A 19,718-nucleotide genomic window follows, 5' to 3' on the forward strand; every position below is an offset into this window, starting at 1 on the left:
GCCATGACATTGACGACGAACGTTGCCACCGGAGCCTTCGACCGCGGCCATCTGCTCATCGACGGGGCCTGGACGCCGGGGGAGGGCGAAAGCTTCACCGTTCTCGACAAGTACCGCCTCGAGCCCGTCGCCGAGATCGCCGCGGCGACGCCCGCCCAGGTGACGGCGATGGTCGATGCCGCGCATGCCGCATTCCGCCGCGGCGCCCCGAGTGCCTACGAGCGCGGGGCGATCCTGCAGCGCGCCTCGCAGCTGGTCTCGGAGCGGCGCGACGGCTTCGTGAAGACCATGCAGGCGGAAGCCGGCTTCACCTTCGCCGACGCCTCGGGCGAAGTGACGCGCTGCGTCGAGACGCTCAAACTCTCCGGCGTCGAGGCGCAGCGGCTCGCCGGCGAGGTCATCCCCTTCGAGGGGGCGCCGAACCAGGACGGCCGCTTCGCCTTCACGCTGCGCGTGCCGCTCGGCGTCGTCGCCGCGATCACCCCGTTCAACTCGCCGCTCAACACCGTCGCCCACAAGATCGCCCCGGCCTTCGCCGCCGGCAATTCGGTGGTGCTGAAGCCCTCCTCGAACACGCCGCTGACCGCCTGCATGCTCGCCGAGGCGCTGGTCGACGCCGGCATGCCGGCCGGCTTCCTGTCGGTCCTGCACGGCCCCGGCGGCATCGCGGCGCGTCTCCTCGACGATGCGCGCCTGCGCTTCTTCGCCTTCACCGGCTCGACGGAGGTGGGGCTCGGCATCCAGCGCCAGGCCGGGCTGCGCCGGACCCAGATGGAACTCGGCTCGATCGCCTTTACCATCTTGTGCGACGATGCCGATCTCGACCGCGCCTTGCCGAAGGTCGTCGCCGCCGGCTACCGCAAGGCCGGCCAGGTCTGCACGTCGATCCAGATGCTTCTCGTCAGCGAGGCGATCTTCGATGCGGTGAAGGCCCGGCTGACGCCGCTGGTGAAGGCGCTGAAATTCGGCGATCCGGCGGATCCGGAGACGACGGTCGGCCCGCTGATCAGCGAGAAGGAGGCGGCGCGGGTCGAGGCGTGGATCGACGAGGCGGTGTCGCGCGGCGCCGAACGGCTGGCGGGCGGCGCCCGCAACGGCCCGGTGATCCCGCCGACGCTGCTCGACCGCGTCGATCAGTCGATGCGGGTCGGCTGCGCCGAGATCTTCGGCCCGGTCGTCTGCCTCCTGCCCTTCGCGACCCTCGACGAGGCGATCGACCGGGTCAATGCGACGCCCTACGGGCTCGCCACCGGCATCTTCACCAACCGGCTCGCCGATGCCTTTGCCGCCGCCCGGCGGCTCGAGGTCGGTGGGGTCCACGTCAACGAGACGTCGAGTTCGCGCGTCGACATGATGCCCTATGGCGGCTCGAAGGATTCCGGCTTCGGCCGCGAGGGGCCGCGCTATGCCATCCACGAAATGACGGAAGAGCGGATCGTCTCGATCTCGGCCTGATTGACCGGAAGGCTGCAGGCGCAGCATCCGGCGGCAAACCAAGGAGCATGACATGCAGGACAAGAAGATCGCCCTCGTCTTCGGCGGATCGCGCGGCATCGGCGCGGCGAGCGTTTCGGCGCTCGCCCGCGACGGCTTCGAGGTCGGCTATACCTATGTCAGCCGGGAGCCCGCAGCGGCGGCCGGCGCGAAGGCTTACAAGGCCGACATCACCGACCCTGCCGACGTCGCGCGGGTGTTCGCCGCGGTCAGGACGGATTTCGGCGCGGCGCCGAGCTGCGTCGTCGCCAATGCCGGCATCAACGTGCCGCCGGCGCCGCTCGGCAAATTCGATCCGGAAAGCTTCCGCCGGCTCGTCGAGGTCAATATCGTCGGCGCCTTCAACATCCTGCACGAAGCGGCGAACGAGGTCGCCGACGGCGGCACGATCGTCGCGCTGACGACCTCGCTGGTGCGCCATGCCGCCCCCGGCCTCGGCCCCTACAGCGCGAGCAAGGCGGCGGTGGAGTGTCTCGTGCGATCCTTGGCGAAGGAGCTCGCCGGCCGCGGCGTCAGGGTCAATGCGGTGGCGCCGGGGCCGGTCGACACCGACCTCTTCCGGGCCGGCAAGAACGACGAGGCGGTGGCGCGCTCGGCGGCGATGAGCCCGTTCAACCGGGTCGGCCGGCCGGAAGAGATCGCCGAGGTCGTCAGCTTCCTCGCCTCCGACCGGTCCTCCTGGGTCCACGGCCAGATCATCCAGCCGAATGGCGGGCTGATCTGAAGCGACGGCCTGATCTGCATGACGGCGCCTCCATCTCTTTTCGGAACTCGGTCGGCGGACGGACACTCCCTCATGGCATCGGATACTCGTCGGCGAGAGTCGGGTCGTGTCCCCCGAAGCCGGCGGACCGCCACCGACCGGCTGCAGCGATGTCACCACACGGACGTCAGGCGGCTGAGGGGAAAGCAGTGCGCGGAAAGTCGTGTTCGATCCGGACGCCGGCGCCGCCGCGGCCGAGCCCGACGGATTGAAAAGCGTCTTATGCGATCATCATACCTGTTGACATGATGATGAGAAATATCGAGGTTGCTGCCGATCAGGGAAGTCTGGGTCGAGGAGGACGCAGACTGATCGGGAGGACCGTACATGACCATGACACGCCGCGAATTCGTGTCGGCACTCGCCGTCGCTGCCTGTCTCTTGGCGAGCCCGGCGCTTGCCCAGGACAAGGGGCTGATGGCGATCATCACGCCGAGCCACGACAATCCCTTCTTCAAGGCCGAGGCCGTCGGCGCCGAAAAGCGCGCCAAGGAACTCGGCTACGACACCATCGTCCTCGTTCATGACGACGACCCGAACAAGCAGTCGGAAATGTTCGACACGGCGATCGCCCGCGGCGCCAAGGCGATCATTCTCGACAATGCCGGCGCCGACGCCACCGTCGCGCCGGTGCAGCGGGCCAAGGATGCCGGCATCCCGTCCTTCCTGATCGACCGGGAGATCAAGGAAAGCGGCATCGCCATCAGTCAGATCGTTTCCAACAACTACCAGGGTGCCCAGCTCGGGGCCGAGAAGTTCGTCGAGCTGATGGGGGAGGAAGGTCCCTATGTCGAGCTCGTCGGGCGCGAGGCCGACACCAATGCCGGCATCCGCTCCTCCGGCTATCACGACATCATCGACCAGTATCCCGACATGAAGATGGTGGCCCAGCAGTCCGCCAACTGGTCGCAGACCGAGGCCTACGAGAAGATGGAGAGCATTCTCCAGGCCAATCCGAAGATCAAGGGCGTCATTTCCGGCAACGACACCATGGCCATGGGTGCCTGGGCGGCACTCGAGGCGGCAGGGCGCACCGACGTCATCCTCGTCGGCTTCGACGGCTCGAACGACGTCCGCGACTCGATCATCAAGGGCGGCATCAAGGCGACGGTCCTGCAGCCGGCCTACCGGGAGGCGCAACTCGCGGTCGAGCAGGCCGACCAGTACCTGAAGACGGGTTCGACCGGCCAGCAGGAGAAGCAGCTGATGGACTGCATCCTGATCGACGAAACCAATGCGAAAGCTCTGGAAACCTTCGCCCTTTCGGAGTGAGATCTCGGTCGAAGGCCATCTCGCCCGGCGTCTCCGGCGCCGGGCGCCTCGATGCTCACGGGAGGGCATTCATGTTGCGTCAGATCGCGCGGCCGATCCTTGCCGCCGCCGCCTTCGCATGCCTCTCGGGCTTCACCATCGTCTGGGACAAGCCGGCTTCGGAAACCGGAGAAAAGGCGGTTCCGCAGACCGACGAGGCACGCATGGCCGCCTATGCGCAGGAGAACTGGCAGAACAAGGTCGTGCCGGTGATCGAAGAACACGTCGTGCCGCTCGCGAAGCTGCGCGGCCTTGTCGCCGAAAGCGCCGACAAGGCGGGAGAAGCCTACGGGTTGAGGCCCGAGGGCGAAGCCAATCCCTGGAATTTTGCGGTGTCCGGCGAGGGCAAAATCGTCGGGGCGAAGCTGAAAAGCCGCGCGGCCAAGCTCGAAGTCGACACCGACGGCGACGGCAAGGGCGACGTGACGATCCAGCTCGGGCCGGTCATCCGCGGCACGGCGCTGCGGGACGCGATGCCGTTCATCAACTTCACCGACTTCCGCGACCAGATCGAGTTCGCCAAGCTCGCCAACGCCCTCAACGACGTCGCCCATGGCCGGCTGAGCCTGCCGGAGAGCGATCCGACCGGTGAGACGGCGCATTTCGAGGGCGTCTTCACCCTGCGCGGCGATGCCGCGAGCATCGAGCTCGTTCCGACCAAGCTGACGATCGGCGGCTGAGATGGTGGCGAGCGAGCATCCCGTCGGCCTGTCGATCCGCGGCGGCACCAAGGTCTATCCGGGTACGGTCGCCCTCAAGTCGGCGGATTTCGACCTGCGGATGGGGGCCGTCAACGTGCTCGTCGGCGAGAACGGCGCCGGCAAGTCGACGATGATGAAAGTCATCGCCGGGGTCGAGCGGCTGACCGAGGGCCGCATCCTGATGGACGGCGAGGAGGTCGTCTTCCGGACCACCGACGACGCGGCCAGGCACGGCATCGGCATCGTCTTTCAGGAGCTGAACCTCTTTCCGAACCTTTCCGTCGCCGACAACATCTTCATGGCCAGGGAGAGGACGCGCGCCGGCATCGACATCGACAGAAGGGTGCAGCGCGAGGAGGCGCGGCTGCTGATGCGGCGGCTCGAGCACGACATCGATCCGGACACGCTGGTCGGCGACCTCAAGGTCGGCCAGCAGCAGATCGTCGAGATCGCCAAGAGCCTGTCCCAGAATGCCAGGATCCTCATTCTCGACGAGCCGACCTCGGCACTTTCCTCGGCCGAGGTGGAGATCCTGTTCCGGGTCATCGACGAGCTGCGCAAGGACGGCGTCGGCATCGTCTACATCTCGCACCGGCTCGAGGAACTCCTTCGGATCGGCGACTACATCACCGTGCTGCGCGACGGCCAGGCCACCGGCGCGCGGCCGATGGAGGGGGTCGATCTGGCCTGGATCGTCCGCAACATGATCGGCGACGCCTCGAAGGACTTCGCCAAGGACGTCGAACACGCCTTCGGACCGGAGATCTTTCGCGCCGAGGAGATCACGCTGGCGTCGAGCCGCGGCGGCCTTGCCGTCGATCACGTGTCGTTTTCGCTGCGGGCCGGCGAGATCCTCGGCATCTACGGCCTGATGGGCGCCGGTCGCTCCGAACTTCTCGAATGCATCATCGGCGGCGTGACGCATTATGGCGGCCGCCTCTTCGTCGAGGGAAAGCCGCTCGCCGAGCGGAGCGTCTCGGGACGGATCGCCCGGGGCATCGCCCTCATCCCCGAAAATCGCAAGGAGGACGGTCTCGTCCAGATCCTCTCGATCCGGGAGAACATGACGCTGTCGAGCCTCAAGGCTTTCGCGACCGGCATCCATCTCTCCCTGAAGCGTGAGGCGCTGAGCGTCGCCGAGTTCGTCAGGCGGATGACGGTCAAGGTCGCCTCGACCGAGCACGAGGTCTCGTCGCTGTCCGGGGGCAACCAGCAGAAGGTCGTCATCGCCAAGGCTCTGATGACGAAGCCGAAGATCCTGTTGATGGACGAGCCGTCCCGGGGCATCGACATCGGCGCCAAGGCGGAGGTCTTCCGGGTGATGCGCAGGCTCGCCGCCGAGGGCCTCGGCATCGTCTTCGTCACCTCCGATCTCGACGAGGTGATGGCGCTTTCGGACCGGATCATCGTGATGTCGAACGGGCGCGTCACCGGCGCGTTCGACCGCGCCGAGGCAACCGAAACCGCTCTCGTCGAAGCCTCCAGCCTCGGCCACGGGCCGGATGCCGGGCATGCCGGCCGTTTCAGGGAAGCATCGTGATGTCCGAACAGACCCTCGCCCGACCGGCGCATCAAGGCTTCGACCTGAATGCCGCGCTGCTCGTGCTTCTCAAGGCGCGCACCTTCATCGCGCTGATCCTGGTCTTCGCCTTCTTCGCCTTCGCCGCCCCGAACTTCCTGTCGGTGGCGAACCTGGTGATCATGTCGAAGCACGTCGCGCTCAATGCCTTCCTCGCGATCGGCATGACCTTCGTCATCGTCTCGGGCGGCATCGACCTTTCCGTCGGCTCGATCGTCGGGCTGTGCGGCATGGTCGCCGGGTGGCTGATCCTCCACGGCATCGATCTCGGCCTCGGTTTCACCATCGAGTTCAACACGTTCGAGATCTGCTTCCTGGTCGTTCTGGTGGGAATCGCCGTCGGCGCCGTCAACGCCTTCCTGATCACCCGGCTCAACGTCGCGCCGTTCATCGCCACGCTCGGCACGCTCTATGTCGCGCGGGGAACCGCGATGCTCTCGTCGAATGGCGAGACCTTCCCCAATCTCAACGGCAAGGCCGCCTACGGCTCCGACACCTTCCGCCTGATCGGGGCGGGAGACTTCCTCGGCGTGCCGATCTCGATCTGGATGCTGATCGTGGTCGGACTGGCCGCCGCCTACATCGCCCGCCGCACGCCGCTGGGGCGCTACATCTACGCCGTCGGCGGCAACGAGAAGGCGGCCGGCCTCTCGGGCGTCAGGGTCAACCGGGTCAAATACTTCGTCTACATGTTCTCCGGCTTCTGCGCGGCGCTGGTCGGCATCATCATCGCCTCGCAGCTCGTCGCCTCGCATCCGGCGACGGGCGAGACCTTCGAGCTCAACGCCATCGCCGCGGCGGTCCTCGGCGGCACCTCGATGTCCGGCGGACGCGGGCGGATCGCCGGCACCATCGTCGGCGCTTTCGTCATCGGCATCCTCTCGGACGGGCTGGTGATGATGGGCGTTTCGGCCTTCTGGCAGACGGTGATCAAGGGCGTCGTCATCATCGCCGCCGTGGTGATCGACCAGGCCCAGCAGCGCTTCGAGAGCCGCCTGGCGCTGCAGGCCCAGGCCGCACTCGGCAAATAGGGAGGGCTCGCCGATGAAAGGCGCACTGATCGGCTGCGGCTTCTTCGCGCAGAACCAGCTCCACGCCTGGGCCGAGATCCCCGGCGCCGGGATCGTCGCCCTTTGCGACACCGACGAGGCGAAGCTGGCGGAAACCGCGCGGCGCTTCGGCATCGAGCGGACCTACCGCGACGCCGCCGCGATGCTCGAGGCCGAGACGCTCGACTTCGTCGACATCGCGACGACGGTCCCGAGCCATCGGCCGCTGGTCGAACTGGCGGCGAGAATGCGCCTCCACGTCATCTGCCAGAAGCCCTTCGCCGAAACGATGGAAGACGCCCGCGCCATGGTCGCCGCCGTCGAGGGCGCCGGCCGCGTCCTGATGGTGCACGAGAATTTCCGCTGGCAGTCGGCGGTGCGCCGGGCGATCGACACGGTGCGCGGCGGGGCGATCGGCGAGCCGTTCTTCGGGCGGGTCTCCTTTCGCTCCGGCTACGACGTCTTTTCCGGCCAGCCCTATCTCGCCGAGGGCGAGCGCTTCATCATCGAGGATCTCGGCATCCACATCCTCGACATCGCCCGGGCCTTCTTCGGCGACGTCGACCGGCTGGCCGCGACGACGCGGCGGGTCAACCCGAAGATCCGCGGCGAGGACGTGGCGACGATGCTCCTCTCCCATGCCGGCGGCGTCACCAGCGTCGTCGACTGCTCCTATGCGACGAAGCGCGTGCCGGACACCTTCCCCCAGTCGCTCGTCGAGATCGACGGCACCGACGGAACGCTGCGGCTCGACGCCGGCTATCGCCTGACGATCCAGGCGAGGGGCGAGGAGAGCGTCGTCGACGTTTCGCCGCCTCTGCTTTCCTGGGCCGAGAGGCCCTGGCACAACATCCAGGAGAGCGTCCGGACGATCCAGCAGCATTTCGTCGATTGTATCGGCGCTGGCCGCGAGCCGGAGACCTCCGGCCGGGACAATCTGAAGACGCTGGCGCTCGTCGAGGCGGCCTATCGCTCGGCGGCGACCGGCGAAACGGTCCGGCCGGGGGATCTGTGAGCGGGCTCGTCGCCCTCTACGGCACCGAGGAGCCGGTGGAGGAGCGCCGGCCGTATCGGCTCGGGCCGGTCTCCTTCGAGCTTTGCGGCGGTGCCGTCCGGTATCTTGCGGTCGGCGGCAGCGAAGTCGTCCGCCGTATCGCCTTCCTCGCCCGCGACCGTGACTGGGGAACGCTGGCTCCGACGCTCGGGCCGGTCGAGGAGAAAGCGGACGGCGCGAGCTTGCGCCTTGCCATCCCGATGCGGTTCCAAAACGGCGCCGCGCGGCTCGACACGCGCCTGACGCTGACGCTTCGCCCGGACGGTCTCGACTTCGAGGCCGAGGCGGTTGCGCGAGGCGTCTTCGAGACCAACCGCGCCGGCTTCACGATCCTGCATCCGATCGCCGGCCAGGCCGGGTCGCCGGTCACGGTCGTTCACGGTGCCGGCGGGACCGAAGAGGGGACGTTTCCGGAAACCATCGCGCCGTGGCAGCCCTTCAAGGACATCGCCGCGATCACCCATCACGTCGGCGTCCTCTCCTGCACCTGCCGGCTGGAAGGCGACGTCTTCGAGATGGAGGATCAGCGCCAGTGGGGCGATGCGTCCTTCAAGACCTACAACCGGCCGCTGGCGCTGCCCTGGCCCTACCGGATCGACGACGGCGCAACGATCCGCCAGGCGGTGCGGGTGTCTTGGCGAGAGAGAAAGCCGGCGCAAGCCTCGGTTCGCCCGACCCGGACGGTTGCGGCTTGCCGCTTTCCCGAAACCGCGATCCTCCTGACGCCGGAGCAAGCGCGCCGGGCGCTCGGGCGGCTCGACGACATCCGGGCGATCGGGCCGCAGCGGCTGCTCTGCCATGTCGACGCCTCGCGCGGCGATCTTGCCGGACAGTTTGCGGCCTTCGCCGATCTGCAGCGCGCCGCGCCGGCCTATCTCTACGACATCGAGATGATCGCGGATTTCGGCGACGATCCCGCTGCCGATCCGGCCGGGCCGCTCGACGCCGCTGCCGGTGCGATGCGGGAGACGGGCCTGCGGCCGGCAAGCGTCATGGTCTGCCCCTCGGTCGACCGCCAGTCGACCCCGCCCGGCTCGACATGGCCGGCCTGCCCGCCGCTCGATCTGATCCATGCGGCGGCGCGTGCGGCATTCGCCGCGCCGTTGATGGGCGGCGGCATGGCGAGCTTCTTTCCCGAACTCAATCGCAAGCGCCCGCCGGTCGGGCGCCTCGATTTCGTTTCCCATTCGCTCTGTCCGATCGTCCACGACGCCGGCGACCGCGCGGTGATCGAGACGCTCGAGGCGGTGCCGCACATCACCCGCTCCGCCCGCGCGATCATCGGCGACCGGCCGTATCGGATCGGCCCGTCGACCATCGCCATGCGCCAGAACCCCTATGGCGCGAGGACCATCCCGAACCCCGAGGGCCGCCGCGTCGCCATGGCCGACGACGATCCGCGCCATCGCGCGCGCTTCGGCGCGGCCTATGCGCTCGGACTGGCGGCAGCTCTGGCCCCGGCCAAAATCGCCGTCTGGACGCCCGCCGAGCTTTACGGGCCTCGCGGCATCGTCCGCGATGACGGAGGCTGGCATCCGTTGACCCATGTCGTCGCGGCACTGGCCGCGTGTGCAAGCTCGCCGGTGGCGGAAGCGACGATCGACGACGGCCTCGCCAGGCTGGTGCTCGGCAAGCGCCGCTTCACGGCCAACTTGACCGACGCTCCGCTTCGTGGATTGGAACCCTATGGCTGGTCCGGGGAGGGAACCTAGCTGAAGAGAGAGCCGCGCCGTCCGGCCGGTTCATCGCATTCGAGGAAAGCCCGTGGCATCGCAACTCTCCGCAGGTCCTGAAGGGGACAAGATCGTCCGCCGGAAACTGTCCGAGCAGGTGCTCGACCGGCTGCGCGAGATGATCCGCGGTGGCGAATTGCGGCCCGGCGACGCGATGCCCTCGGAACGCACCTTGATGGAGCGCTTCGGGGTCGGCCGCCCGGCGGTCCGCGAGGCGCTGCAGTCGCTGCACAATTCCGGCCTGATCACTATCAATCACGGCGAGCGCAGCCGGGTGAACGAGATCACCGCCGGCACCGTGCTCGACCGTTCCGACGAGATCGCCCGGCTGCTGCTCGACGCGGTGCCGTCCAATCTCGAACATCTGAAACAGGCGCGGCGGATGTTCGAACTCGGCATCGTGCGGATCGCCGCCGAGAAGGCGAGCGACGACGACGTTGCCGAGCTGCGAGGCCTCGTCGCCCGCCAGCGCGCGCTTCTCGGACGGGACGCGCTGCCTTTCATCGAGACCGACATGGCCTTCCATGCGCGGATCGCCGAGATCGTCGGAAACCCGATCATCGCCGCCGTCTCCGTGGCGATGCTGCGCTGGCTGTTCGAGTATCACACCGCACTCCTCCACTGGTCGGGCAAGGAGGAGGTGACGCTCACCGAGCACGAGCGCATCGTCGATCTGATCGAGGCGCATGACGCCGAGGGCGCCGTCGCCATGATGCAGACCCACCTCGACCGCTCGCTGGAGCTTTACGCCCGCAGCGAGGGACGGGGCTGAGGCGAGTGGAGAATTTGAGACGGAATTGCCAGGAGTGTTTCACACTTCTGTCACAGCGCCAGCGCGTTGAGCATTCAACTACCGAGGTGGCGCTGTGGGTTCCCGCCGCGCAACGCTCGCACCGTTCATCCGGCAGCGCCATTCGGCAAAGCTGGTCTTCCAGCAAAGTCCCTCCGCTGCCGACACGTCCGCCTCCGCACAGTTCAGGTCGGGGTTCCCATAAATCGCGGCATCATGGCGTGTCTTGCAGGTCGACCACGTAAAGCTGCCTCGGATCGGGTAGGTGTCGGCCCGTGTGTCGGCATCCTCCATGACATATCGATCGTACATGGCGAGATAAGGAACGGGCCCGCCAACCTCGAGCTCGACGTTTTCCATCAGTGACATGGTGCCCTCCACCGCGACTTCGCCGGAACAGCGAACGAGCGTAACAGCCTGTTCGGCGGTGGGCGGTTCGCTTTGGGTCAACGCCACACAGGGCGTAGGGTCACGAGCGCCCCAGTCGAGCCCCGATCCTTCCTTCGCCGACCCTGCGGAGGCTCCGCAAAGAACGCCCAGACACGCAAAAATCGCATATATGCCAAGAACTTTCATGCCATACGCTCCATGAAGAGATTGTCCGATCAGAGCCCGGCATCTTGTTCCAATGGTGGCATGACTTCGCATTTTAACGACCGCATCATGCAATGATGAGCGCACGGCCGGTTTCTCTTGCATATCTCGCCACGATTTCATGCATTCCATAACCTAACCTTATGACAGGTGAGGCGGCGGACACGACGGGATTGTAGATTCCGCATCCGATTCAGCTCCGTGGCGAGCAGTGACCTCTGCGTGGTAGGGTTGGATGCATGAGCACCAAAACCCAAAAAGAAAAGATGTTGGCGGGGGAACTGTATCTCGCCAACGATCCTGAACTGGGAGCAGCCTACGGACGGGCGCAGAACCTCCTCGCCAGATTCAACGCGACGCCCGGCCATGAGCTGACAGCGCTTGTTTCCATCCTTCATGATCTCCTCGGTCATCTTGGGACAGATGCCGTCGTAAAGCCGACGCTCCGGTGCGATTACGGCTTCAATATCTCGATCGACGCGAGAACATTCGTCAATTACGATTGCGTTTTCCTCGACTGCAACACGATCACGATCGGCGAGGAAGTCCAGGTCGGGCCCGGCGTTCATATCTACACCGCGAGTCATCCATTGGACGCTGAAACGCGCCGATCCGGGTTGGAGTCGGCTCATCCTGTTCTGATCGGTGACGGCGCTTGGCTCGGCGGTCGAGCGCTGATCTGCCCTGGCGTGACAATCGGCGAAAATACGGTCGTCGGTGCTGGGAGCGTTGTCACGAAAGACCTGCCGCCAAACGTGCTTGCGGTGGGTAACCCATGTCGTGTCGTTCGAGCGCTCGAAGGAGCACGCAAAGCTCGTATTTGAAGACTTTCATCGTAATCAGTTTCGATCTCCGCACCTCGGCTCACGGCGACCGGCGCTGGGCAAAAGCGAACCTGCCGAGTTCGAACTCCGCGCCACTGCGGCTCTACCTTGCCCCGCCGCCATCGCGGATCCAGCCGAAGAAATCCTCCGAGCCCATCTGGCCGCCCTTCAGGGCGATCTGCAGGCCGTCGTGGGAGCCGTTGCCGTAGGCGGTGCAGAGCGACGCGCCGGGGATGGTCGGGCTGAGCGCGGTGAGCGCGTCGAGCCTCAGCTGGCGCATGCCGTGGCCGGAAGTGTCGCCGCCGGAGATCACGGCGCGGCGGATGCCGGTTTCCGTGAGGATGCGGTCGAGGATGCGGCCGAGCGCCTCGCCGATGCGCCGGTTGGCGGTCTCCGGCGCCATGCCGCTTCGGCCGAGCGCCGCCCGGAAGGCGGAAACCGCTTCGCCTTCGGTGCCCATCGCCGAATGGACGAGAGGGCTTTGCCCCCGTGCGGCCGCCTCGCAGGCGCGGGCGACGACACGGCTTTCCTCGGCCGCGAGCGCGGCGTCGCTGCCGCAGACGGCGGCGGCGTCGAAGGCGGTGAGGGCGAAGCCGTTCGCCCCCGCCCAGCGCAGCTGCGCCGCGGTCATCGGCGAGACCGAGCCGGAAATCACCGCGATCCGGTCGACCTTCCCGGCGGAGGGGGTCGGTGCGGGCGGATCGATCAGGCCGGTCGCCTGCCAATGGCGCAGCAGGGCATATTCGACACCCTGGCTGCCGACCACGAAGCCGAGCCTGTCGCGGTTTTCCCAGATCAACCGGCCGGCGGCCCGCTCGCTTTTCTCCTCCATCGAATCGAGCGACAGGATCCGCGCGCCGGCGCCGATCGCCGCCTCAAGGCGGGACTGCGGGCCGGACCACAGCGCCTCGAGGTCGATCAGCGCTGAGGGAAGGGCCGTCTGCGCGGCGAGGTGCTTCAGGAGATCGGCCTCGTTCATCGGCGTCACCGGGTGGTTCGCCATCACCGGATGCCGGTCGAGGCGAAAGACGCCGTCATAGGTGCCCGCGAAGAGATGGCCGAAGGCCTGGTAGCGGCGCATCTGCGGCGCGGCCGTGAGGAGCGGCACGGCGCTTGCCGGACGAATCGTCAGCCCGATCTCGATCGCCTTGCCGATCGACCCGACGTCCGGCGCCGAATCGAAGGTCGAGCAGACCTTGTAGTGCAAGAGCGGCGCGCCGAGGCTGTCGAGCCAGCGCAGCGGTTCGCGGAGATTGTCCTCCATCCACGTGGGCCCGTGGCTGCGCGCCGTCGAGGCGATCCCGAAGGCCCGGCATCCGGCAAAGCGCTCCAGCGTCGCGGCTTCCGGAATGCCGGTGAACAGCACCGCATCGGCGCCGGCAAAGGCCAGAGCCTCCATCACTGCCGCTGAGCCGGTGAAGTCGTCGCCATACCATGTGACGAGCGGCGCAATTTCAGCTTTTCCGGTCATCGGACCTCGCATCGTGGATGGAATTGACATTCGCCGTCCGATCGTTATCTCATCATACCAGTTGATGAAAGCCGGTTGGGCTGACAGGGAGGGGAAGGCGATGACGAGCATTGCGCTGTTCGGGGCCGGCGGGAAGATGGGCGTCAGGCTGTCGCGCAATCTGGCGAAGACGGATTTCGACGTCCGCCATGTCGAGGTGATGCCCGAGGGGCAGGCGCGGCTGAAGGAAGCCGTGGGCGCCGCCTGCGTCGCGCCGGACGCGGCGATCGAAGGTGCGGACGTCGTCGTCCTCGCAGTCCCGGACACGGCGATCGGCAAGGTCGCCGGAATGGTGGTGCCGAAGGTCGCGCCGGGAACGATCGTCGTCATCCTCGACGCCGCCGCGCCCTTTGCGGGCCATCTGCCGGAACGCGCCGACATCAGCTATTTCGTCACCCATCCCTGCCACCCGACGATCTTCACCAAGGAGACCACCGAGGCGGGCCGCAACGACCATTTCGGCGGCATCGCCGCGGAGCAGGCGGTGGTCAACGCCCTGATGCAGGGGCCGGAGGAGCATTACGCGATCGGCGACAGCGTCGCACGGGCGATCTACGCGCCGGTCAACCGGACGCACCGGGTCAGCGTCGAGCAGATGGCCTATCTGGAACCAGGCCTCTCGGAGACCGTCTGCGCCTCGCTGCTCGTCGTCATGCGCGAGGCGATGGAGGAGGTCATCAAGACCGGCGTTTCGCGCGATTGCGCCCGCGACTTCCTGCTCGGCCACATGAACATTCTCGGCGCGGTGATCTTCGAGGAGGTCGACGGGGTGTTCTCCGACGCCTGCAACAAGGCGATCGAGTTCGGCAAGCCGATGCTGATGCGCGACGACTGGAAAAAGGTCTTCGAGCCCGACGAGATCGCGGCGAGCATCCGCCGCATCACCTGAGCCCCGAAGCCATTGCTCGACGATGACACGAGGCCGGCGCGCGAGAATCGCGCCGGCCTCGTGTCGCATCGAAAAGCTGGCCTTCACCCGTGTCTGATCGACACGGTCTTCAGCCGCGAGAAGCCGTAGAGCGCCTCGAAGCCCTTCTCGCGGCCGTGGCCCGACTTGCCGACGCCGCCGAAGGGGAGTTCGACGCCGCCGCCGGCCCCGTAATTGTTGACGAAGACCTGGCCGCAGTGGAGCCGGCGGGCGAGCCGCATCTGTCTCGCGCCGTTCTCCGTCCAGACGCCGGCGACGAGGCCGTAGTCGGTGCCGTTGGCGATGCGGATTGCCTCCGCCTCGTCCTCGAAGGGGATCATCACCTGCACCGGGCCGAAGATCTCCTCCTGGGCCAGGGCGTGGTCGGCGGGGACGTCGGCAAAGAGCACCGGCGCGACATAGTGGCCCTTCGCCGGCGCGTCGTCGTCGATCCGCCCCTCGGCGGCGACCGTCAACTCGTCGCGGCCTTGGGCGATGTAGCGGGTCACGATCGCCTTCTGCCTGCCCGAGACCAGCGGCCCGAGGTCGAAGCCGCCGGAGGCAGGTCCCGCGACGAGCCTGCCATAGGCGGCGGCCATCTTCGCCTTCACCTCCGCGTAGATGCCGCGCTGGACGAGGACCCGCGAGGCGGCCGAGCAGGTCTGGCCGGCGGCCTGGATGCAGGCGCCGACGAGCGTCGGCAGCGCCGCCTCGAGATCGCAGTCGTCGAAGACGATGTGCGGGCTCTTGCCGCCGAGCTCCAGCGTCACCGGCACGACGTTCTCCGCCGCCGCCGACTGGATGCGCCGGCCGGTGCCGACCGAGCCGGTGAAGGAGACGTGATGGACGCGGGGGTGGGCCGACAGCGCCGCGCCGACCTCGTCGCCGTAACCGGTGACGACGTTGAGCGCGCCGGCCGGCAGGCCCGCCTCCTCGGCCAGTGCGGCGACGGCCAGGGCGCTCAGCGAGGCGTCCTCGGCCGGCTTCAGCACGCAGGCATTGCCCATTGCGAGGGCCGCCCCGATCGAGCGGCCGAGGATCTGCATCGGATAGTTCCACGGAATGATGTGGGCGGTGACGCCGTGCGGCTCGCGGAGGGTCAGAACGGTGGTTCCGGCCTGATAGGGGATCGTCTCGCCCATCACCTTGTCGGCGGCGCCGCCATAGAATTCGAAATAGCGGGCGAGGGCGGTCGCGTCGTTGCGGGCCTGGGTGATCGGCTTGCCGACATCGGTCGATTCCAGATGGGCCAGCGTCTCGGCACGCTCCTCGACGAGCCGTGCCCAGCGGATCAGGATGCGGCCGCGCTCCGTCGCGGTCATCGCCCCCCATTCGCCGTCGAGCGCGGCTTCGGCGGCACGGACGGCCGCCTCGACGTCGCCTGGCGTTCCCGCGGCGATCGATGCGACGGCCTCGCCGGTCGAGGGGTTCTCGACCGGGATCGATCCGCCGCCCTCCGCGTCACGCCATGTCCCTCCGACGAGAAGCCTGGACGGATCGAACCACAGCTTCGTGTTCAACTTCATCGTTCCCTCCCATGAAAGCTTTCGGCGACCGGTCGCGTCGAGGACGTGCGCCGTCGTGAATTGCGCTTCGCGTCCCCGCGTCGTCCCCGCGCGGTGCGATCCGCTCAGTCGGCGGCATCGAGATGCGCCTCGATCCGCTCGCGGCCGGCCTCGATATGGCCCCGCATGGCCGTTTCCGCCCGGGCCGGATCGCGCGCGCCGATGGCGGCGAGGATGTCGATGTGTTCCTCGATGACCGCCTGGGCGACGTCGGAGTGATAGCGCAGTCGGAAGATGTGCATCTGGGTGAACAGCCGCCCGAGCGCGTCCTCGATCAACTCGTTGCCGCAGGCGGCGGCGATGGCGCTGTGAAAGCGGCTGTCGAGGACGACGAGTTTCGCCCGGTGGCCGGTGATGTCCTCGGCGGCCATGGCGCGCATCTCCTCGGCGATCGAACCGAGTTCGGCGAGCGCTTCGGGCGATGCCAGCCGCGCTGCCCCGGCGGCGCTTGCCGGCTCGATGAGGCAGCGGAGCTCGAAGATCTTGGCGAACTGCTCGGGCGAGGGGAGCGGCGCGACGCTCCAGCCGGTGAACTGCTTCTTGACGACGAGCCCTTCCGCCTCGAGCCGGATCAGGGCTGCCCGGGTCGGCGTCTGCGACACGCCGAAGCGGCGCGCGAGGCCGTCGACGGACAGTCGCGCACCGGCGGGGATGCGCAGCGCGATCAGGTCGTCGACGAGCCGCTGGTAGACCTCGTCGCCGAGCGACGGGCGCTGCAGGATCGCATCCCGCGGAGAGCGGTCCTCCGGTCGGGTGCCGAAGACGGCGTCTTTCGCAATCAAAGGGGCATCCTTGACCGTTCCGAAAACGTCGCTTACGAATATCGTATCGGATATCTGGTGTAAACACTGGGCCGATGGGGCCGGCGCTGCCCGGGGGAGACGTGCGGCGCGTTCTGCGGCCTTGCCCAAGGGAGGAAATTGAGATGAGCTACAAGTCGATGCTCGCCGGCCTGATGCTGGCGACGACGGCCCTCGCGACCACTGGCCTCGCGACCACGATCGCCGATGCGAAGGAGATGAACTTCGCCATCGTGACCCCGCCGGACGGCCACTACGGCCAGGGCGCCAAGGCGTTCGCCGAGAAGATGAAGGAACTGTCGGGCGGCGACTTCGTCGTCAACGTCAAGGCCGGCGGTTCGCTCGGCGGCGAGCGCGAGCTCCTCGAGGGCGAGCAGATCGGCACCATCGAATTGGCGATGACTTCGACGGGGCCCGTCGGCTCCTTCGTGCCGGAAATCTACGCTCTCGATTTCCCCTTCCTGTTCAAGGACTATGCGAGCGCCCGCAAGATCCTCGACGGCGAGATCGGCGACGAGCTTCTGTCCAAGTTCGAGGACAAGGGGATGATCGGGCTCGCCTGGTCGGAGAACGGCTTCCGCCACATCACCAATTCCGTCCATCCGATCAAGACCCCGGCGGATCTCCAGGGCCTGAAGCTCCGCACCATGGAGAACCAGGTCCACATCGACGCCTTCAAGGAGCTCGGCGCCTCGCCGACGCCGATGAGCTGGACCGAGGTTCTCACCTCGCTCCAGCAGGGGACGATCGACGGTCAGGAAAACCCGATCCCGATCATCGTCTCGAACAACATGTGGGACATGCAGAAATACGTGACGCTCACCGGCCACGTCTATTCGCCGGCGGTGATCACCATGTCGAAGATCCACTGGGACCAGCTCTCCGACGAGGAAAAGGGCTGGATCAGAGAGGCTTCCAAGGCCGCCGTCGAAGCGACGCGCGCGGTCGTCGACCAGACCGAGGCAAACGGCGTCAAGACCATGCGCGAGCATGGCATGGAGGTGATCGAGGACGTCGACAAGGCGGCCTTCCAGGACGCGGTCGAGCCGACATACGAGCGCTACGGCAAGGAATATGGCGAGCAGATGATCCAGAGGATCCGCGACGCCCAGAAATAGGCGCCGCTGCCGCGCGCCTCTCCCGGCAGGCGCTCGCCCGGTCAGACGGCCGGGCGGGCGTCGCCGGCAAGGGCACGAAGCCGCCCGATAAACCTCGTCGAGGTCCCGCCGATGCGGAAGATCGCCGTCAATGCCGCCGAGCGGCTCATCGCGCTCACCCATAATCTCGCGGCCGTGCTTCTGGCGGTGGCTGCGCTGCTGGTGTTCTGGCAGGTCGTCACCCGCTTCCTCCTCGGCGATGCCGCGGCGTGGTCGGAGGTGCTGGCGCGCGGCGTCGTCATTTGGATGGTGTTTCTCGTCGCCGGTGCCGGGTTTCGCCTCAGCGCGATGATCCCGCTCGAATTCGTCCGCAGCGTCCTGCCGGACACTCTCCAGCGGGTCGTCGGTTTCGTCGTGATGGCGCTGATCCTCGTCTTCCTGGGCGTGCTGATCTGGTTCGGCACGGCGATGGCGATCCGCGTCTCGACCCAGCAAGTGGCGATGCTCGGCGTACCGATCTCCTGGTTCTATGCCGCGATCCCGCTCGGTGCGGCCTTGGCGGTGCCGGGCGTCCTCCTCGAATTCTTCCGGCCGATCGACGAGCTTCGCGACGCGGCGGCCGCCCGGGACGAGACGTTCGAATGAACGCCGGCCTCGTCAGCGCACTGATCTTCTTCTTCGTCCTCTCGGTCCCGGTCGGCGTGGCGATCGGGCTTGCCGCCATCGTCGGCGTCGGCTTCTTCTCGCCGCTGCCGCTGCTCGTCATCCCGCAGAAGATCTTCACCTCGATCGACAGCTTCCCGCTGCTCGCCGTGCCGTTCTTCATTCTCGCCGGCAATCTGATGACCCATGGCGGGGTGTCGCGCCGGCTCGTCGGCTTCGCCAAGTCGATGGTCGGCGGGGTGCAGGGCGGCCTCGCCTCGACCTGCGTCGTCACCTGCATGATCTTCGCGGCGATTTCCGGCTCGTCGGTGGCGACCACCTTCGCGATCGGGGCGATCCTGGTGCCGGCGATGGCGCGGCACAACTATCCCCTGCCGATGGCTGCGACGATCCAGGCGACCTCCGCCGAACTCGGCGTCATCATCCCGCCGTCGGTGCCGATGATCATCTTCGGCGTCGCCACGGAGACCTCCGTCACCCAGCTGTTCATGGCCGGGATCGGACCCGGCCTCCTCGTCGCCGGCGCGCTCGTCGTGATGACGCAGGTCTGGTGCCGGATGAAGGGCATCGGCAAGCAGGACGGCGACGAGAGCCAGCCGATCCTGAAGAGCTTCGTCGACGCGTTCTGGGCGTTGATGCTGCCCGTCATCATTCTCGGCGGAATCTATGGCGGCGTCTTCACCCCCACCGAGGCGGCGGCTGTGTCGGTGGTCTATGCGCTGATCGTCGGGCTCTTCGTCTATCGCGAGATGACCGTCGCCGACCTGCCGCAGATCTTCCGCTCGGCGGCGGTCTCGACGGGGGCGATCATGCTTATCATCGCGACGGCCGGCCTGTTTTCCTTCCTGATCAGCCTTTCCGGCTTGCCCAACCTCATCGGCGGCTGGGCGAAGGCGAATTTCGACAGCGCCGTCGGCTTCCTGCTGTTCGTCAACCTGCTGCTGCTCGTCGTCGGCATGTTCGTCGAGACCTCGGCGGCGATCCTGGTGCTGGCGCCGATCCTGACGCCGATCGCCACCGGATTCGGCGTCGATCCGGTGCATTTCGGCATCATCGTCATCGTCAACCTCGCCCTCGGCATGATCACCCCGCCGCTCGGCGTCAATCTCTTCGCGGCGGCGCAGGTGGCGAGGATCCCGGTGCAGCGGATGTTCGCCTCGCTCGTCATCCCCGTGACGGTGGTCTTCGCGACGCTCCTTCTCATCACCTACGTGCCGCCGATCTCGCTGTTCCTGCGCGATCTGTTCAACTGACGGCGGCGATCCAGACGCGGCAAGCCAAACG

The 19,718-nt window shown here is 67.2% G+C and carries 18 protein-coding genes; 14 read left to right on the plus strand and 4 right to left on the minus strand.

The window, feature by feature from the left end; translation table 11 throughout:
- Positions 1–3 precede the first annotated feature (3 nt).
- The 9 genes from J1C47_RS07675 to nanR all read left to right on the plus strand — a co-directional run bounded on the left by J1C47_RS07675 (position 4) and on the right by nanR (position 10,456).
- A complete protein-coding gene (locus tag J1C47_RS07675) occupies positions 4–1,455 on the plus strand; it encodes an aldehyde dehydrogenase family protein (protein ID WP_207350153.1) in 1,452 nt (483 codons plus the stop codon).
- A 52-nt stretch (positions 1,456–1,507) separates the two neighbouring features.
- Positions 1,508–2,218, plus strand: a complete 711-nt coding sequence (locus J1C47_RS07680) for an SDR family oxidoreductase (protein WP_207350154.1) — start codon at positions 1,508–1,510, stop codon at positions 2,216–2,218.
- A gap of 366 nt (positions 2,219–2,584) precedes the next feature.
- Positions 2,585–3,529 (plus strand): D-ribose ABC transporter substrate-binding protein, encoded by a 945-nt coding sequence (locus J1C47_RS07685; RefSeq protein ID WP_207350155.1) that lies wholly within the window; start codon positions 2,585–2,587, stop codon positions 3,527–3,529.
- 71 nt (positions 3,530–3,600) lie between these two features.
- Positions 3,601–4,248, plus strand: a complete 648-nt coding sequence (locus J1C47_RS07690) for a DUF2291 family protein (RefSeq protein WP_207350156.1) — start codon at positions 3,601–3,603, stop codon at positions 4,246–4,248.
- Between the two features lies 1 nt (position 4,249).
- On the plus strand, positions 4,250–5,809 hold the full coding sequence (locus tag J1C47_RS07695) for a sugar ABC transporter ATP-binding protein (RefSeq protein ID WP_207350157.1): 1,560 nt from the start codon (positions 4,250–4,252) through the stop codon (positions 5,807–5,809).
- Complete coding sequence (locus J1C47_RS07700; RefSeq protein ID WP_207350158.1) at positions 5,809–6,879, plus strand: ABC transporter permease; 1,071 nt, start codon at positions 5,809–5,811, stop codon at positions 6,877–6,879. The genes J1C47_RS07695 and J1C47_RS07700 overlap by 1 nt, the downstream gene beginning before the upstream one ends.
- Positions 6,880–6,892: 13 nt before the next feature.
- Positions 6,893–7,912: a Gfo/Idh/MocA family protein gene (locus J1C47_RS07705; RefSeq protein ID WP_207350159.1), complete on the plus strand. Its 1,020-nt coding sequence runs from the start codon at positions 6,893–6,895 to the stop codon at positions 7,910–7,912.
- Positions 7,909–9,663 (plus strand): D-apionate lactonase family protein, encoded by a 1,755-nt coding sequence (locus J1C47_RS07710; protein ID WP_207350160.1) that lies wholly within the window; start codon positions 7,909–7,911, stop codon positions 9,661–9,663. Before J1C47_RS07705 ends, J1C47_RS07710 begins: the two co-directional genes overlap by 4 nt.
- 52 nt (positions 9,664–9,715) lie before the next feature.
- A complete protein-coding gene (nanR, locus tag J1C47_RS07715) occupies positions 9,716–10,456 on the plus strand; it encodes a transcriptional regulator NanR (protein ID WP_207350161.1) in 741 nt (246 codons plus the stop codon).
- Between the two features lie 78 nt (positions 10,457–10,534).
- Here the strand turns inward: nanR and J1C47_RS07720 are convergent, their stop codons facing one another.
- The gene (locus tag J1C47_RS07720; protein ID WP_207350162.1) at positions 10,535–11,050 is read right to left on the minus strand and encodes a hypothetical protein; all 516 of its coding nucleotides are present in this window, start codon (positions 11,048–11,050) and stop codon (positions 10,535–10,537) included.
- A gap of 257 nt (positions 11,051–11,307) precedes the next feature.
- Here J1C47_RS07720 and J1C47_RS07725 point away from each other — a divergent pair, with 257 nt between their 5' ends.
- Entirely contained in the window at positions 11,308–11,892 is a 585-nt protein-coding gene (locus J1C47_RS07725) for a sugar O-acetyltransferase (RefSeq protein ID WP_207350163.1), read from the plus strand.
- A 103-nt stretch (positions 11,893–11,995) separates the two neighbouring features.
- Here the strand turns inward: J1C47_RS07725 and J1C47_RS07730 are convergent, their stop codons facing one another.
- A complete protein-coding gene (locus tag J1C47_RS07730; RefSeq protein WP_245396424.1) occupies positions 11,996–13,363 on the minus strand; it encodes a four-carbon acid sugar kinase family protein in 1,368 nt (455 codons plus the stop codon).
- A 100-nt stretch (positions 13,364–13,463) separates the two neighbouring features.
- On the opposite strand from J1C47_RS07730, the gene J1C47_RS07735 reads away from it, so the two are divergent.
- Positions 13,464–14,291: a phosphogluconate dehydrogenase C-terminal domain-containing protein gene (locus J1C47_RS07735; protein ID WP_207350165.1), complete on the plus strand. Its 828-nt coding sequence runs from the start codon at positions 13,464–13,466 to the stop codon at positions 14,289–14,291.
- Positions 14,292–14,374: 83 nt separating this feature from the next.
- Here the strand turns inward: J1C47_RS07735 and J1C47_RS07740 are convergent, their stop codons facing one another.
- Positions 14,375–15,835 carry an aldehyde dehydrogenase family protein gene (locus J1C47_RS07740; protein ID WP_207350166.1) on the minus strand — a complete coding sequence of 487 codons (1,461 nt, stop codon included), beginning with the start codon at positions 15,833–15,835 and terminating at the stop codon, positions 14,375–14,377.
- Positions 15,836–15,939: 104 nt separating this feature from the next.
- Positions 15,940–16,656, minus strand: coding sequence for a GntR family transcriptional regulator (locus tag J1C47_RS07745; protein ID WP_207350167.1), 717 nt, complete (start codon positions 16,654–16,656; stop codon positions 15,940–15,942).
- A 143-nt stretch (positions 16,657–16,799) separates the two neighbouring features.
- Between J1C47_RS07745 and J1C47_RS07750 the strand changes: the two genes are divergently transcribed.
- From J1C47_RS07750 to J1C47_RS07760, 3 genes are all read left to right on the plus strand, one after another.
- Positions 16,800–17,792, plus strand: a complete 993-nt coding sequence (locus J1C47_RS07750) for a TRAP transporter substrate-binding protein (RefSeq protein WP_245396425.1) — start codon at positions 16,800–16,802, stop codon at positions 17,790–17,792.
- A 111-nt stretch (positions 17,793–17,903) separates the two neighbouring features.
- Entirely contained in the window at positions 17,904–18,416 is a 513-nt protein-coding gene (locus J1C47_RS07755) for a TRAP transporter small permease (protein ID WP_207350169.1), read from the plus strand.
- Positions 18,413–19,687 (plus strand): TRAP transporter large permease, encoded by a 1,275-nt coding sequence (locus J1C47_RS07760; RefSeq protein WP_207350170.1) that lies wholly within the window; start codon positions 18,413–18,415, stop codon positions 19,685–19,687. Before J1C47_RS07755 ends, J1C47_RS07760 begins: the two co-directional genes overlap by 4 nt.
- Positions 19,688–19,718 lie beyond the last annotated feature (31 nt).

Origin of the sequence: Jiella sonneratiae (genome assembly GCF_017353515.1) — a bacterium.
GTDB classification, from domain to species: Bacteria; Pseudomonadota; Alphaproteobacteria; order Rhizobiales; family Rhizobiaceae; genus Jiella; species Jiella sonneratiae.